The following is a 15,075-nucleotide window of genomic DNA, read 5'->3' on the forward strand; positions in this document are numbered from 1 at the left end:
CATGGCCGATGTAATCCGTATTGAACGACTGAAGCGCACCTCGATGGTCTCCATCCACAACGGCATCGCCTATGTGGCTGGCATGTGCGGCAACCAGGGCGAAACCATTCAGGATCAGACCCGCGTTGCGCTTGAAAAGGTCGACCGTTGGCTCAAGGAAGCCGGAACCGACCGATCCAAAATCCTGCGCGCCACGGTCTGGATTTCGGATCAGAAGCACTTCGACGCCATGAATGAAGTGTGGGAGCAGTGGGTCGACCCAGAAAATCAGCCATCCCGCGCTGCCGGTGTCGTGCCGCCTGCGGCGCACGGTTACGATGTCGAGATCATCGTAACTGCGGCAATCTGAGGGAACGGCCTCCAATGCAGACCAAGAAGAGCGGCAAGCTTACTGTTGCGGTGATTGGAGCCGGCGTCGTGGGCCTTTCCACAGCACGCTGGCTGCAAAAAAAGGGATTGGATGTGGTCCTCGTTGACCCGACACCGCCCTTGTCAGACGTATCGTTTCGCAATGCCGCGTCGTTTGGCAATGCCGCGACGGTCGCGCCTTCGGGAATCTTCCCCACTGCTGCTCCCGGAATTCTCTGGAAAGTCCCGGGAATGTTGTTGCGTCGCGATGGACCGCTTACGCTCTATTGGCGTGATCTTCTCGATCTTGCTCCATGGCTCGCAGCATTCCTTTCTGCGTCACTGCGCAGCCGCCAGGACGGGACCATTTCGGCGCTTGGCTCGCTGATGAAGGTGATCGAAGAGGGGCACGCTCCCCTGATGGAAGAAGTCGGTGGCATTCGTTTCGGGCGCGGCACGGGCTCGATTCACCTTTATCGCACCGAAGAGGAAGCTCAGAACGCCAAGAAATCCAACGACCGGCGGCGCGCTGAGGGTATCGAAGCGCAGTACCTTTTACAGGACGAAATAGCTGCCATGGAACCCAATCTCGCGCGGGGTTATATCGGCGGCACGATTTTCCCCGGTTGCTTTGTGGTCGACAGTCCTGAAGCCTATTGCAGGGGACTTGCCCAGGCAATCCAAAAGCACGGCGGCCGTTTCGTTACGGCGAAGGCCGAGCGGATCGAAAGTGGCACCGATGGCGTGCGCATCCGTACTGGAGGCGAGGTCATCTCTGCTGACCGCATCGTGATTTCAGCTGGTGCCTGGTCGCGTGGTCTGTCTAATCAGCTTGGCGATCGCCTTAACATGAATACCGAGCGCGGTTATCATGTCGCATTCGAGCACCACGAGCCGCTGTTGACGCATCCGGTCATGTATCCATCCGATGGGTTTTTCCTCACCCCGCTGTCCCATCAGATCCGCGCGGCGGGGACTGTAGACCTAGGCGGTCTGGATAAGCCAGCACGTCAATCACGCCTCGATGTCCTTGAGAATAAAGCTCGAAGAATGTTGCCCGCATTGGGTGACAGGCAGGACACCTGGATGGGCTTCCGCCCCTCCACGCCTGATAGCCTCCCCTTTATCGGGCCATCCCGCAAGGATCCCCGCATCATTTATGCATGTGGTCACGGTCACCTTGGGCTAACGCTCGGCGGTATTACCGGCAAGTTCGTGTCCGAGCTTATGACGGGCGATAAACCAAGTATCGATCTTTCACCGTTTTCTCCTGCCAGATCCATGTTGAGGCTGAACTGATGACTTTCTCCATCGCTCTTCGCTGTCCACAAACGGGACAGTTCGGTGTTGCCGGCGCGACCTCTTCGATGGCGATGGGCGCGCGTTGTCTGTTCGTCAATCATGATGCTGGTGCTGTCATCACACAGCACCGCACAGATCCGCGTTTGGGCGTTGCGGCGCTCCATCATCTGAGGAATGGACTGTCAGCCCAGGAAACACTGGACAAGATCGCAACCGCGCCAGGTATTGAATGGCGCGAACTTGCAATCGTCGATCGCGATGGCGCGACAGCGTTACGGCAGGGCACCCATCAGGAGCCGATCTATGCAAGCGCATCTGCTTCGGGGATCGTCGCAGTCGGCAATATTCTGAGGAATGATCAGGTTCCGGCTGCGATGGTGACAGCAGCGCTTGAAACAAGCGACAAACCGATGGCCGAGCGACTGTTGGCGGCGCTCGATGCTGCGCTGAAAGCTGGAGGCGAAATTTTCCCGTTGTCCTCAGCAGCGCTCAAGATCGCTGAATATCCGGATTTTTGTTCGGTTGATCTGCGCGTTGATAAGGCCGCCGAGCCATTGAGAGAACTGCGTAACCTCTGGAAGGCCTATGAGCCGCAAATGGCCACCTTCGTAGAGCGTGTTCTGAATCCAGATTCAGGGGGACGGGCAACCAACTCGCTGGAAATTCTTTCATCCAAGGAGTCTAGACAATGAGAGTCACAGCGGTTCAAACGTTGATGGGGTTGTCGCCAGACGTCACGGTGCCGGCAGCGGAAACTGCGATGATAAGAGCAATGCAGGCCGAGGACCGACCAGACTTTCTCATTCTTCCTGAATATTTCAGCTATTACGGCCCTGACCAGAAGCGCTCGGTCGAACTTGCCCAGCCCTTGCGCGAAACGCCCGCTTTCCGGATGGCGCAGGCGTTTGCCAAGCGCCACGATGTCGCGGTGCAGGCAGGAACGATCCTTGCCAGGGTTCTCGGCGACGAGCGCGTCGAAAACGTATCGGTCGTCTTTAATCGGCAGGGCGAGGTAATCGCGGAATATCGCAAGATGCACCTGTTCGATATGGGTGATCTGGGCAGCGGCGCTTTTCGTGAATCCGACTATATCAAGCCAAGCGATGAGATTGTCACCTGGACGTTTGAGGGTGTTACCTTCGGTACCGCCATCTGCTTCGACGTCCGGTTTCCCGAACTCTTCCGCGCTCTGCGGCTCAAGGGGGCTGAGGTCGTCACGCTTCCCGCCGCTTATACTATGGTTACCGGTGAGGCTCACTGGGAGTTATTGGCTCGCGCTCGTGCTGCGGAAACGCAATGCCATTTCATTGCCTGTGGCCTTGGCGGCAGCGTGATTGTCGATGGCCAGGAAAAGCGCTGCTATGGCCATTCCGTCATTGTCGATGCCTGGGGGCGGGTCGTGGCGCGTGCCGGGCAGGACGCAGACATTATCACAGCCAAATTGGATATGGAGAATCTCCACTCAATTCGCAAAAACATGCCGGTCATGAAACAGCGTCGTCTCATGAGTGATGTGATACCCGCTTTGTAGAACTCAACTCAGAAAAACAGACGGATTTAACTGCCGCGCTCCTCCCCGGTGCGGTGGCACGGGATTGGTGCGCGCCTCGTTCAGCCAATGGAAAACAGGTTTGGGCTGTGCATCGGAGAAAGGTTTGAAGAACAATGGAAAAAGTTAACACGGTAGTTGTGGGGGCGGGCCAAGCCGGCCTGTCGATGAGCGAGCACCTGAGCAACGCTAATATCAGCCATGTTGTTCTCGAAAAGGGGCGAATTGCCGAGAGCTGGCGTTCAGCACGTTGGGATTCGCTGCGGGCCAATGGTCCAGCTTGGCACGATCGGCTGCCGAGCATGAGAATCCCGGATATCGAACAAGATGTATTCACGCCCAAGGAAAAACTGGTCGACTATCTCTCGAGCTTTGCCGAGAACACCAAAGCACCAGTTCGGACAGATGTTACAGTGCTTTCGGTCAAGAAGCTGCCCAAGAAGCAGGGCTTTCTTGTATCAACGACGGCGGGTGATTTCGAAGCGATAAATGTGATCGCGGCAACCGGTCCGTTCCAAGTTCCAGTAATGCCCGAGATCGTTCCTGAAACTGCCGACGTTGTCCAGATGCATTCGGTCGCCTACAAGAATCCGGACCAATTGCCTGATGGCGCAGTGCTTGTCGTCGGTGCGGGTGCCTCGGGTGGCCAGATCGCTGAAGAACTGGTTGATACTGGTCGCAAGGTTTATCTGTCATTGGGTCGTCACATCCGTCCACCGCGGTTTTATCGCGATCGTGAAGGCGCATACTGGACAGGTGTGCTGGGTCGATGGGATACGGTCAACCGCGACAAGAATGTCCAGAATATTGCCCTCGCGATCAGCGGCGTCCATACCAAGATGCCAATCGACTATCGTCTGTTGGCCTCCAAGGGTGCCGTTCTGGTTGGCCGTACGGAAGGTTATAACGATGGAAAGCTCACCTTTGCGGACGATCTGGCCAAGAACATTGACGAAGGCAACAAGAGCTACCTCAGTACGCTCGATGTGATCGATCAATATATTGAGTATAATGGGCTTGATCTGCCGGAATATCCTGATGCACGTAACCTGCTTCCGCCGACGGAATACGAGAAGAACGCCATTCTTGAGCTGAATCTCGCCGAGGCCGGCATTACCTCGATCATATGGGCTGCAGGCTTCAAGCGTGATTATAGCTGGCTTGAGTTGGATTTATTCGATGAGGACGGCAATCCTGTTCACGAACTTGGTGTCTCCAAGGAGCCGGGCATCTACTTCCTGGGATTGCCATTCCAATCGCGGCGCCGCTCCAGCTTCTTGTTCGGTGTTTGGTATGACGCGAAATACATTGCCGACTACATCGCGATGATGCAAATGTATCACGACAAGTATAACACCTGACAGTTGACTTACGATTAGAGCGTTCTCTTGGGGTGATTAACTTCGAGGGAACGCTTTCTGTTTACTCAAAAAATGCGCCAGGTGTCTGTCACGGCACCTAGAGCATTTCCTGTTTTGATTGAATTGTTGGAAATACTCTATCTATTTGTTTTCACGCATGTCTTTATCCCAAAAAGCCGGTTCCCCCTTTTGGGAGACATGCTCTAAATGTTCATGACTGGTAATCAGGCGGGGGTGCCAGCAGGCAGTGATGGCGGCCGCCATTTAACAAGGCAGAAACTCTTTTTTAGCGCAGTCCCGACGCTCTTCTGATTAACTCCGAGATTTGTAGGCGCCTTCATTTCCAAATCTGAGGTGGCAAGAGCATTGTGATAAGTCGAATTTTGGCGAAGAGTTTAATCATAAGGCAGTGCGTCAGACCACAGAGCGGGACATACCAAACGCAGCCCCGTATTGGAATGATTATGGCGGCGGACGGCGCGAATACCCCGTGTCAGATTATTGTTTGACCGAAATTTCAAACTCTTTGGTGGAGATTTTCGTCCTATCATTTTTCCGTGTCAGCGTCGCGCGATCCGTCTTTATCTCAGAACCGCCGACCTTGATAGAAACATTTCCTGACAGTTCAGTTGTGTGAGGTGAAAGCTCCTTAAAATTATCTGCTTTAAATGAAGCCGTCATGGTGTGTTTGGTAACCGGCTTTGCCTGTACAGCAAGCGGAGCCAATGGAACACTGAGTGAAGCCAGTATGATCATGGTTTTAAACAGCATGTGATCCTCATCTATGTTTTGAGTGGTCATGATGAGATATCAACACAGACACGCCAAAGAGAACACCGCAAGAAGATGGGGGCTGGAACAGATTTGCAAAAAATTCTCACGGCGCTCTTTTTAAGTAGCTTTACACGGCCTTGGTTTGAGTTGGCGTATACGTGGCGATTATACGGTATTGCCAAAAGTTGTTTGCTGCCGGCGGTTGGGCTGTTCGGGTCAACTGTTTCGGACGCCTTCGCAAACCGTGTCTGCCGGGATCGAGTTATCCGAGGGGCGTCCGTCCCATCAGAACCGGCAATGCCCATATTTATTGGTTTCAGAAGGTTGCGGTTACAATAACGGTATCCAAATAAGCTCCTGCGGCAGGTGCTATTGCGAGCGGCGTAATGATTTCGGCGCAGACCTGATGATTATCGATCGCGTTGACGGTATTTCCGATGCCTGAAAGAGTACTTTTGTCATCCCACGCAGTCTTACATTCGTTTTGAAGTAACTTGTAGGGTAAAAAATTATTGCCGTTTTTCAGCCGGGCGATGCCATTTTCAGCATTGTCACCAGTATTAATGCTTATACTGTAAGGTGTTTTATACGTGCACCGGATTCCCACATTACCATAGGCGTGAAGCTGGCCCGCGTTCTTAGATGCAATCTCGATGCTGCTTTGGGTTCCAAAATCAATGTCTTGAAAATTCTCCATCTGGCAGTCCTTGGTAACGGTCGCGATTGCGATGAAATCGCTGATAATTGTTCCATCCGGATTGGCAATGCCGGAGCCACATGATGATGCTTCACCACTGTTGAACTTGTACTGTGTGACCAGTTGATAAGCATTACTGTAAACGCCTGACTGGACACGATCTTGTTGTTGCCGGTCGAGATAGGTCAGCGTCAGTTGTTGTGCCGCAATGGTACTATGCTGCGCTGGCGTCCAGTTGGCATAATGCGTCCAGCCAGCCGTCGATTTTGAGCCGCCAAATTTTGCTATAGGTATGTCTCCGCTGCCTTGCAGCCTCATCTGCCAGGCAAGTTGGGAGTTGGCGTCGCGTGTCTGATAGAATGTGTTGTTTGCGATTGAGCTTGCGAGGCCGCTATCTGCAGATTGTATGTAGGTACAAAACTGAATGCTGTTGAATTTCGTCGGCGAACTACAGTTGTATTCCACTCGACTTGTGGCTGATGCGGCTGCGTTTGCTACGATGTCGACCACTGTATTGCCGAATGTGCCGAGGCTTCTGAGGCTGCAAACCCCACCACCGGCTGCGGCCGGGGAAGACAGTGAAATCAGGATAACCATTATTCCTATGCAAAACGGCGGAAGGAACCTAGAAGCGTTTTGAATATTTGAAAGCCAGCAGTTAGGGGGCATACAGGACATACGCATGAACATTCTCCGTTTCAGTGGCATACGACACCCGCAATTTCAGCTATAGAGCCCACCACAGGTTTGTAATCAAAACTGGCGTGACAGGTGCCCAACCCTTCAGGTAGCGTAACGGTGAGGTTGTTTTTCGGGGACAGGTCGGTAAGCCATACGCGCCCGTCGTAGCCCATAATCGCAGGCTGATCGGTTCCCTCACGCAAAACTTCAGCACCCACGGGCAATGGTTTGCCATCTGCATCTATCAGTATGACAGTTGCGGCTTGTATCCTTTTCGTACCGAAATCAATAACGGCGCCGGAACGATCAGCAGGTACAACAATCGCTTGAGTATTATCTGGCTGAAGGTCTACAGCCAGATTGGTAGGATCAATTGCGATTATGTTGTTTTGGTAGGATTGCAAATCGGGCACGAAAGCACGGCCGACGGAATTGGTATTGGTGACATGACGGCCATTGAGGGAAACCCGCGCATTCGGTCCTCCGCCTTTTACCACGGCAAAGGCATCGCTGACCTGATTGACAAAGAATATGCCACCACCTGCAATAATGAAAGCACCATCAGCGGTGGCTGTAATACGACCTTCATCACCGGACTGGTCAACTGAACCGGAGAAGTCGCCAAAGGAAGATCGATAGTCGACTGTTGCCGAACGGCTGCCTCTGCTTTTTATGTTTTCCCGATCCCTCAATGACCAAGCGATGGGATCCTCGCCAAGACGCGCGGATTTTGTCAAAGTCGTATCGAGGCCATTATTGTCAGCGCTGACCGAGGCGGTCATATTTTCGCCGATAGGAATACTGAAGCCAACAAAAATTCCGCAATTGTTATGTTTATCCAGATCGGTATAGCCGGTCGCATAAAGTGAAGCGTTTTTGAAAATTGTCCGCGACCAGGAAACATTGAGAAGACTGGCATCGTCGTCTTTACCTGCACCACGAATGCGAGAGTAATTAATAGCAAGCGAAGAGGGATCAAACCCTAGCGGGAAAGAAAAGCCGATGCTGTCGATACTACCGGCGCGCACTGAAATGGGCGCTTGTTCGCTATGTCGCCGGTCAGTGACAAGGCCAATGTCGTTATAATCGCCAAAATTGCGATTGGTGCTGATATAAAATATATAACCATTATACCCGGTCTGGAAGCCTATCGCGGCTTTGCCGCCGCTTTCGATCCTGTCCGGTCCACTGAAGCGACTAACGGCCAACGACGCTCGGAGCGATCCCAAAGAGCCCAGACTGGTGATGAAGCCGCCGCCGCCATTGAGTAAGCCTTGGGTAGCTTCGAAATGCGCTTCCGTGGTGAGCCAGTTCGGCAGACCGTAACGCACACTTGCCGAACCAGCGAGATTGCGATCATATTCAAAAGAGTCGTAGCCATATCCAACGCGCGGAAAGCCCAACTCCGTTGAAAAATCAAAGGTGAGCGCAACGAATAGCCCACGTCTTTCGTGATTGACGGAATGGGTTTCCGGCTGGCAGTCAAAACTTTTGCTTTGCCCGCTTCGGCATAAAATAGGTTCGGATATTGACGAGTGCTTCAGCGACGTCAGCGGCATCCTGGCGGGTGGCTTTGCGTTTTGTCTCGCCGAGCTTGCGAATTGGCGCAATGATATCGCCGGTGACGGCATGACCGCGAAGAACCGGCTGCCAAAGTCTCGGCGCGTATCCTGTTGCCAGCAAAAAGCAGAGGTCCCAATCGAACGGATCAAAGGTTTGATCATCGATCCTGGTGAACCTGGGCCGGTAGTCTTTCGGGGTTTCAGAGAGGCTCCCCGAGATACGGTTATATTCCGCAACGATCGTCTGCACGGCCCGATGTTCGGTTGTTTCCATCGGCAGGTTCAGGGCGTCCGGGCCAGTCAGTTCCGGGATCCATTTGCGTGGGTCGATGAACTTTGGGCCAATGATCAGAGCCGTAAGATAACCATCGAGACCGCTCATTGACCAGATTGGCGATGCCGGACGGCGTCCCCTGATAAAGGCTTCGAACGCCGCGTCATCAAGCTTCGGTCGATCCGTCGTCCCCTGGCTGTTGTGCATCATGCCGCCCGTCGCTCCTGCTGCGTCATCGCTTCACGCTCAGCCTTCCAGGCCCACGGCAGGAGACTTTCCATTTCGTTGGCTTTCACTTTGCCGGAGATGATGCGCTCCAGCACATCGGCAAGCCAGACCTCGGGGTCCACACCATTCAGTTTACAGGTGTTGACGAGCGATGCGAGGACAGCGAAAGTCTTTCCACCCCGCTCGTTGCCCACGAACAGCGAATTCTTCCTCGTCAGGGCCACGGATTTCATTGAACGCTCGACCACATTGGAATCGATCTCGACCCGGCCATCATCAAGGCAGGCTGTCAACCCGCTCCAATGGTTGAGCGTGTAGCTGACGGCCTTGCCAAGCGCCGATTTCGCCGACACCTCGTCGCGCAGTTCGGTGAGGTGGACTTTCAGCTCTCTCATGACTGGAGCAGCCTCGCGACGTCTCACGACGAGCCGGGTATCGGCGCTTTCGCCGCGCAGTTTTGCTTCGACCCGATAGACTTCCGCAATCCTGGCAAGGATCGACAAAGCCTCCGAAGAACCCGTCAGCTTGACGACATCGACGAACTTGCGCCGCGCATGAGCAAGGCAGAAGGCCAGCCGCATGGGTGCGACATTGCTCTTGCCCCGACGTTTGACCATGGTTTTATAGGCTTGGTATCCATCGACTTGAAGCACGCCGGTAAACGACGACAATTGCCCCTCGATCTCGCGGGCGCTGCGGCTTTCGGCAAAGATATAGGCCACGGCCGGCGGTGCCGGACCATTCCAGGGACGGTCGTCAACCGCCTGCGCCCATAACTGGCAGACCTTGGTTCGTTTGCGCCCCGGCTCGAGCCGCGGCAACGGCGTCTCGTCACAGAACACTCTCGGCTGCGAGCGGATAAAGGCGGTAAGCGCGTCATAGAGAAGCTCCAGCCACCAGGCGACCCGCATCACCCAGGCGCCAAGCGTACCGCGATCGATGATGACACCGCAGGAGGCCAGCATTTGCGCCTGTCGATTGAGCGGGAGATGCCAGGCAAACTTCGAAACAGCGACATGCGCGGCAAACGCCGTGGTCACCATGCCACCGTCCATCACGCGCGCCGGTGCAGGTGCTTGCACGATGGCACTCTCACAGGCCCGGCATGCATAGCGCGGCCGGATCGTCCGTTTGACCCGGACAACAGCAGGTACGATGTCGAGCGCCTCGCTGACGTCCGTGCCGATGCAATGCAGTTCGAACGAACAGCAGGGGCAAATCTTGCTCTCCGGCTCAATGATCTCTTCATAGCGCGGAAGATGCTTGGGCAAGCGGCCGATATTGCGGGCAGACGATCGCCGTGCCTGTGTTTTGTCTTCACCGGCCGGTGCGGCATCGTCATTGGCTGCAACGGGAATATCGCTTAGATCGCCCAGGTCGAGCGTTGCCTGGGCTGGATCGATGATCGTCATCTTCTCCGATTTCGTCCCGAAGAGCTGGCGCTCAAGGAAGGCAATACGCGCTTTGAGATCGGCATTCTCTTCGTCGAGTAAGAGAATGATCCGGGTCAATTGCGCAGCATCCTGGGGCAAGGGATCGGGTCGAAGCAGCATGACCGACCCTATCATATTAGCCTGAATCTTCAAGCAAAACCAATAGGATCAGCCTACTTTTGAGGGTCGTCTCACCGCGTTTCGCTTGACCCGCGTCCAGTCAATGCCAGCTAGCAAAAGCGAGAACTCCTGGGCACTCATCTGCATCGCACCATCGCGGATCGGGGGCCAAACAAACTTTCCGCTCTCCAACCACTTTGTCGCCAGGATCATGCCTGACCCATCCCAGTAAATGCAGCGAAGTCGATCCAGACGCTTGGCGCGGAAAACGAACACGTCGCCACAATAGGGATCGGCCGCGAGCGCTGACGCCACCAAAGCCACAAGGCCATTCATGCCGCGCCGGAAGTCGACCGGTTGCGTAGCCACCATGATCTTCACGCCACTCGGCGAAACTCCGATCACCGGCGACCTCGCAAGGCCGCCACCATCGCTTGCGCCAGTTCAGGTGCTACCGGGCCGATAACCGTCATGCGCGCGCCAGCAATCTCGATCTCAATTCGACCCGCGGCAAAGTGGGCGACATCTGACGGCGAGCCTGGAGCCGGCGTTCGATCGCCAACTACCGTCACCGGCACGAACATCGCCTGCTGCGCACTGGACCTCGCAGATCGTTGAGAGGTCAGCCCAGCGTCCCGGCGCCAGACGTTCAGCAAGCCGCGATTGACGCCCCAGCGCCGGGCAACGGCCGAGATGTTAACATCAGGTTCCGCGCTTTCCGCAAGGATCCGCGCCTTCTCCTCGTCAGTCCAATTCCGCCGCTGCCGCCGGCCGGTAATCACCTCGATCCGACGATACTTTCCCTCATGCCTGGCTTCATCCATGTCTTCAAGCATGGCATCAGCGCGATCTCCAATCATCCCGGTCCGCTCCTATCAATGAAGGAGCTTATCTCGCGGCATCATTCACAAAAGAAAAGGTGGGATGTTCGTCGCGCTCACAATCAAAGACACCCTTACCAACCATATCCGGCCCATAGTAATAAGTGTGTCGCGTGCGGATTTCCCGGCCCAGCGCATCGCGCATGACAATGCTCGCATCGCCATAGCCGTTGAAAAATGGAAGTCCGCTGAATTCGAACGGCCCTGCGGGGACGTCACCTGAGAACGTCTTGATGTTATTGAGATAAAGATCAAGTGTGGAAGGCACGGAAGCGCTTCCGGACAGGTTGGGAACCGGAGAGGTGATGAGATCAGGGCGAACGGCGAAGTTGCGTTTGAACTGGATGCCGCCAAATCGCCAGGACGAATTCCACGAAAGACCGCCTGAAACGCTGTCGCCAACTTGATAAACGAGGGCTTTCTCGGGGTCGGTATAACGCCAAGAACTGTCAAGACGGGTTAGCCCGTTCCTGAAATCATTTGTCTTGTCTACAACTGCGTCGAACTTACCCAGCGCCGAGGTCGAAGTGACGCCGAAAGGTGTCAAAAACCGTGCATCGAAACTACCGCTAAAGGCTCTGTGAGAGCCCCCGTTCCAGCCCGTGGCGCCGTAGAGCGTATAATTGAGAATAAAGCCAAAATTGGAGCGTACCTTGGAAAAATCGATCGACTTGCTGGTTGAGCCGACATTAATACGGTTGGGAACGCGAACTGCATCCGGGGCCGTGAATATGATAAGCTGCCCCGGTTCATCATAGCGCCAGGTGACGCCAGCCAGCGTATCCAGTGCGATCAGGCCATCTTGCCCAAGCTTGCCTGTTTCAGGCTTAATTCCGGCAGTTTGCAGGTCGCCGGGTGTCGCAGCAAACTTGTCCTTGGGAAGACGTTTGAATGCCGCGAGTGCGCCAGTAGGTTGGCCATTGATGACGACACCCAGCATTAATGTTTGTGCCTGCTGACTGGCGGAAACGGCTTCTTGAGCCCCCGGTAATCTGGTGCCTGCCATCAGCAGACACCAGACTGTCAATGTCAATTTAGCGGCCCGAGACCATGGCTGTCTGGTTAACCGCATAATCGTCCCCTTTGGCCGTAATATTTACATGGCTACCGGCCTGAATGGGGCCTGCAGAGGCGGTCCAGCGCACCGTGCTACCGGGTAGGACATAGCCATTGAGGCCTCCGCCAAAATTGACATGGCTACCGGATGTTGAAGCAGTCAAATTGGCAACTTTGGCATGGCGATTGCCGGTATTGGTTGCCTCGATCACCAATTCCTTGCCGGAACGCTGTATTTTCCAGTGCAAGTCTGCAGTTGCAGAGCGATCTGAGAAAAACACCGGAATGGAATAGCGTGTAGCCAAATTGACGGCGGCAGCGCGACGACGGACATTGATTTCAGGAAGTTCATCAATCAATAGCCGGTAGCTCTCTTCGCTACTCCTAGAAGGAGCGGTGAGATGGACAACGCGAATGGTGTAAGCCTTGTCGGGTTGTAGTACGGCGGCCGGTGGACTGACGATAACATCTGTGGCGGGTGTCAGTTGGTCTTTCCCTGCGATTTGGGTCCATTTGTAAACACGAATCTGAACGTTGGATCGGTCATCACTATTGTTACGAAGCGTTATGGATGATGCACGGACTGGCGCGGTGAGGTCGAGGGAAACAGGCGATACTTGCAAGGATGCCGCCTGAACGCTGTTCACGCACACCAACCCGGAGACGAAAACCAGCAAGACAGTAAATCTGGACATGGAAATATCTCCGGGGAGGGAAACTAGTATGTAACGATAACACTCACCGTGTCGGAATAGTCATCAGCGGGCGGTGTTGATCTTTTGGGAATCTTGGCTATGACAGGAAATTTTTGTACTCCCCCAGTCCCTGTACTCTGTAAGGAAGTTTTCTCATCGTTTCCCCATACTGCCTTAGTATTAATATCTTTATAGAGATTATAAGAAATATATTGGCTTGCAGCGGATTTTAATCTTCGGGTATTATAGTCACCAAGTGCTGATGGAGAAGTGCCAGCATCAAGGCCGATTTGGTACGCAATACTCTTGCTGCATTGAACCTCAATTCCAGAAGTGTCAGTCGTTCCCATAATTAGATCTTTTTCGAGATTATCGGCACTCCCGAAATCAATAAGAGAATTGTTGCGACTCTTTAATTCGCATGACGGCTTAATATTGATTTTAACCGTCAACTTACCAGTAGTGGTTTTTGCACTAGCTACAGGTATAAAGGCTGCAGATGCCATAAGGCATGATATGCTGAATAGAATATTCCTGGCGTACATTATAATCTCCGTCTGATTTGATTTTCTTTCTTAGGTATTGCAAAGGGCAGCCAGATGTGATCACCAGCAGTATCGGCTACTGAGGTAAGCGTGAACAATATACAAGACCGATTAAGGAACTAATAGGTGAGAGATTACTCATCTATTTGAAATAATATTGCATATTCACTGGCGCATGCAGGTAGGTAATCGAAAATTCATTTTTGACTACCCAGTGAAACTGTTCCAAACGCAAAGAACAATACTTATAAAGTAAATTATTATTGCAAAATCAATATTTGCAATATATGCACATGTTTAATTTTATATACGATTGGATGAACGCGTAATAATGGAGTGGATACTATAATTTAACAGTACATTTAGCCAGGAATTCGTCAACGCCAATAAATTGGTCATGGTATTGTTATGGTTTACTATGAGGCTGAAACGATGTGGTTAGGCATGGTGGATGACATGCTCGCATCTGCTCATCAGAAAAAGCGCTTTTCCTCAAACAACAGTTCATAACGCTCATGGCATAACGACGCCCAGAGGTAGCTCGCTCCGTCCCAACCGCATTTTGCAAACACCCTGAAATATTCGACAGAGCCGTATATTTAGGCTGGAACAGAGACGAATGTTGCGTGGCGATCTTCAACGGTCGCTTAGCTGTCCTCGTAGATCAGAGGCCCAAGAGACTTGGCGAAACGCGTTACCATCTCCAATCCAGCTTCGGTAGGCCTGAGCGCAGGCGCCCGATCAAAAATTTCGATACCTGCTCGTAGCCCAAAGAGACGCTTGCCATAGCACATCAGATGCTCGATGCCCTGCATGGTATTGACGACCGCCGGGAGCATTGTCTCGTAGGAATGCTGAGCTTCTTCATCCCACCCATCCATGAAGAACTCATAGGTCCTGACGGCGTAGTCGATACAATCGGGAGCAAGAATGAGCCCTTTGCAACCCGCCCGCAGATTGTCCGGCAGCTCAAGCCCGGCGCGTCCATTGAATACCGGCATCCGTCCTGCGGTGACCTGGATCAGATTGGCAATGTCAACGACCGGCCCTTCGCCTTTGATCAGCTTTATATTGGGATGCCGCTCACCGAGCTCACGAATATCTTCGGCATTCAGGCCGCGGCCCATCAGGGCGGGGGCATTCTGGATGGCAACCGGAAGAGAGGTACTATCTGCAACGCGGCCGAAAAAGCTCATATATTCGCGGGCCTGAAACTGCCCGATCATGGGCGGCTGGAGAATGAGCCAATCAACGCCCAATCTTTCTGCTTCACGCACCTGACGTACCTGCTCTGCGACAGATGAACCATAAATGGTGATTGCCACAGGCACCTGTCCCTTGGTGTCCTCAACGAGCCATTGCATGATCTGGCACCGTTCGGCTTCACTCATCTTGGATGCTTCTGTGGCCAGCCCCAGCGCAGCCACGCCATGCACGCCCTGCGCAAGGCACAATTCGGTCTGCCGGCGCATCGCTTCGCGATCGAGATTTTCATCCCGATCGAAAAGCGCATAGAGAATGGCGTGGATACCGTGAAGGGTGCTAGGAGAAAAACGGGACATACATCAA

General features: G+C 53.6%; 16 protein-coding genes. 5 read left to right on the top strand and 11 right to left on the bottom strand.

Annotated features, from left to right (window positions below):
- The first annotated feature begins 1 nt into the window (after position 1).
- The 5 genes from MKS82_RS24895 (at position 2) to MKS82_RS24915 (ending at position 4,560) form a co-directional block, all read left to right on the top strand.
- A complete protein-coding gene (locus tag MKS82_RS24895; protein WP_109989728.1) occupies positions 2–349 on the top strand; it encodes a RidA family protein in 348 nt (115 codons plus the stop codon).
- Positions 350–363: 14 nt separating this feature from the next.
- Positions 364–1,647 (top strand): NAD(P)/FAD-dependent oxidoreductase, encoded by a 1,284-nt coding sequence (locus MKS82_RS24900; RefSeq protein ID WP_109989727.1) that lies wholly within the window; start codon positions 364–366, stop codon positions 1,645–1,647.
- Positions 1,647–2,342: a DUF1028 domain-containing protein gene (locus tag MKS82_RS24905; RefSeq protein ID WP_109989726.1), complete on the top strand. Its 696-nt coding sequence runs from the start codon at positions 1,647–1,649 to the stop codon at positions 2,340–2,342. The genes MKS82_RS24900 and MKS82_RS24905 overlap by 1 nt, the downstream gene beginning before the upstream one ends.
- Positions 2,339–3,181 carry a nitrilase-related carbon-nitrogen hydrolase gene (locus MKS82_RS24910; protein WP_109989725.1) on the top strand — a complete coding sequence of 281 codons (843 nt, stop codon included), beginning with the start codon at positions 2,339–2,341 and terminating at the stop codon, positions 3,179–3,181. Before MKS82_RS24905 ends, MKS82_RS24910 begins: the two co-directional genes overlap by 4 nt.
- Positions 3,182–3,315: 134 nt before the next feature.
- On the top strand, positions 3,316–4,560 hold the full coding sequence (locus tag MKS82_RS24915; RefSeq protein WP_109989724.1) for a flavin-containing monooxygenase: 1,245 nt from the start codon (positions 3,316–3,318) through the stop codon (positions 4,558–4,560).
- A 498-nt stretch (positions 4,561–5,058) separates the two neighbouring features.
- On the opposite strand, the gene MKS82_RS24920 is transcribed toward MKS82_RS24915, so the two are convergent.
- From MKS82_RS24920 to MKS82_RS24970, 11 genes are all read right to left on the bottom strand, one after another.
- Complete coding sequence (locus MKS82_RS24920; protein ID WP_240579453.1) at positions 5,059–5,361, bottom strand: hypothetical protein; 303 nt, start codon at positions 5,359–5,361, stop codon at positions 5,059–5,061.
- A 289-nt stretch (positions 5,362–5,650) separates the two neighbouring features.
- Positions 5,651–6,628, bottom strand: a complete 978-nt coding sequence (locus tag MKS82_RS24925) for a Csu type fimbrial protein (protein ID WP_240579454.1) — start codon at positions 6,626–6,628, stop codon at positions 5,651–5,653.
- Positions 6,629–6,729: 101 nt separating this feature from the next.
- Entirely contained in the window at positions 6,730–8,271 is a 1,542-nt protein-coding gene (locus tag MKS82_RS24930) for a fimbria/pilus outer membrane usher protein (protein WP_240579455.1), read from the bottom strand.
- Positions 8,195–8,758 carry a UPF0149 family protein gene (locus tag MKS82_RS24935; protein WP_105528924.1) on the bottom strand — a complete coding sequence of 188 codons (564 nt, stop codon included), beginning with the start codon at positions 8,756–8,758 and terminating at the stop codon, positions 8,195–8,197. Before MKS82_RS24935 ends, MKS82_RS24930 begins: the two co-directional genes overlap by 77 nt.
- Positions 8,755–10,329: an IS66 family transposase gene (gene tnpC / locus MKS82_RS24940; protein ID WP_240578979.1), complete on the bottom strand. Its 1,575-nt coding sequence runs from the start codon at positions 10,327–10,329 to the stop codon at positions 8,755–8,757. Before tnpC ends, MKS82_RS24935 begins: the two co-directional genes overlap by 4 nt.
- Positions 10,330–10,377: 48 nt before the next feature.
- Positions 10,378–10,734, bottom strand: coding sequence for an IS66 family insertion sequence element accessory protein TnpB (gene tnpB, locus MKS82_RS24945; RefSeq protein WP_105528926.1), 357 nt, complete (start codon positions 10,732–10,734; stop codon positions 10,378–10,380).
- A complete protein-coding gene (gene tnpA / locus MKS82_RS24950) occupies positions 10,731–11,189 on the bottom strand; it encodes an IS66-like element accessory protein TnpA (protein ID WP_168436537.1) in 459 nt (152 codons plus the stop codon). The genes tnpB and tnpA overlap by 4 nt, the downstream gene beginning before the upstream one ends.
- Positions 11,190–11,217: 28 nt before the next feature.
- A complete protein-coding gene (locus MKS82_RS24955; RefSeq protein WP_240579456.1) occupies positions 11,218–12,216 on the bottom strand; it encodes a hypothetical protein in 999 nt (332 codons plus the stop codon).
- A gap of 28 nt (positions 12,217–12,244) precedes the next feature.
- Positions 12,245–12,961: a fimbrial biogenesis chaperone gene (locus MKS82_RS24960; protein ID WP_109989638.1), complete on the bottom strand. Its 717-nt coding sequence runs from the start codon at positions 12,959–12,961 to the stop codon at positions 12,245–12,247.
- A 23-nt stretch (positions 12,962–12,984) separates the two neighbouring features.
- Complete coding sequence (locus MKS82_RS24965; RefSeq protein WP_181394342.1) at positions 12,985–13,467, bottom strand: Csu type fimbrial protein; 483 nt, start codon at positions 13,465–13,467, stop codon at positions 12,985–12,987.
- A 686-nt stretch (positions 13,468–14,153) separates the two neighbouring features.
- Positions 14,154–15,068 carry a dihydrodipicolinate synthase family protein gene (locus MKS82_RS24970; RefSeq protein ID WP_109989640.1) on the bottom strand — a complete coding sequence of 305 codons (915 nt, stop codon included), beginning with the start codon at positions 15,066–15,068 and terminating at the stop codon, positions 14,154–14,156.
- Positions 15,069–15,075 lie beyond the last annotated feature (7 nt).

Origin of the sequence: Ochrobactrum sp. A-1, assembly GCF_022488005.1 — a bacterium.
In the GTDB taxonomy this organism is placed as follows: Bacteria; Pseudomonadota; Alphaproteobacteria; order Rhizobiales; family Rhizobiaceae; genus Brucella.

Excerpts from the sequence above, each read along its gene's own strand:
- MKS82_RS24895 (WP_109989728.1), top strand. The coding sequence starts at position 2 with ATGGCCGATGTAATCCGTATTGAACGACTGAAGCGCACCTCGATGGTC.
- MKS82_RS24900 (WP_109989727.1), top strand. The coding sequence starts at position 364 with ATGCAGACCAAGAAGAGCGGCAAGCTTACTGTTGCGGTGATTGGAGCC.
- MKS82_RS24905 (WP_109989726.1), top strand. The coding sequence starts at position 1,647 with ATGACTTTCTCCATCGCTCTTCGCTGTCCACAAACGGGACAGTTCGGT.
- MKS82_RS24910 (WP_109989725.1), top strand. The coding sequence starts at position 2,339 with ATGAGAGTCACAGCGGTTCAAACGTTGATGGGGTTGTCGCCAGACGTC.
- MKS82_RS24915 (WP_109989724.1), top strand. The coding sequence starts at position 3,316 with ATGGAAAAAGTTAACACGGTAGTTGTGGGGGCGGGCCAAGCCGGCCTG.
- MKS82_RS24920 (WP_240579453.1), bottom strand. The coding sequence starts at position 5,361 with ATGACCACTCAAAACATAGATGAGGATCACATGCTGTTTAAAACCATG.
- MKS82_RS24925 (WP_240579454.1), bottom strand. The coding sequence starts at position 6,628 with ATGGTTATCCTGATTTCACTGTCTTCCCCGGCCGCAGCCGGTGGTGGG.
- MKS82_RS24930 (WP_240579455.1), bottom strand. The coding sequence starts at position 8,271 with ATGCCGCTGACGTCGCTGAAGCACTCGTCAATATCCGAACCTATTTTA.
- MKS82_RS24935 (WP_105528924.1), bottom strand. The coding sequence starts at position 8,758 with ATGATGCACAACAGCCAGGGGACGACGGATCGACCGAAGCTTGATGAC.
- tnpC (WP_240578979.1), bottom strand. The coding sequence starts at position 10,329 with ATGCTGCTTCGACCCGATCCCTTGCCCCAGGATGCTGCGCAATTGACC.
- tnpA (WP_168436537.1), bottom strand. The coding sequence starts at position 11,189 with ATGATTGGAGATCGCGCTGATGCCATGCTTGAAGACATGGATGAAGCC.
- MKS82_RS24955 (WP_240579456.1), bottom strand. The coding sequence starts at position 12,216 with ATGGCAGGCACCAGATTACCGGGGGCTCAAGAAGCCGTTTCCGCCAGT.
- MKS82_RS24960 (WP_109989638.1), bottom strand. The coding sequence starts at position 12,961 with ATGTCCAGATTTACTGTCTTGCTGGTTTTCGTCTCCGGGTTGGTGTGC.
- MKS82_RS24965 (WP_181394342.1), bottom strand. The coding sequence starts at position 13,467 with ATGGCATCTGCAGCCTTTATACCTGTAGCTAGTGCAAAAACCACTACT.
- MKS82_RS24970 (WP_109989640.1), bottom strand. The coding sequence starts at position 15,068 with ATGTCCCGTTTTTCTCCTAGCACCCTTCACGGTATCCACGCCATTCTC.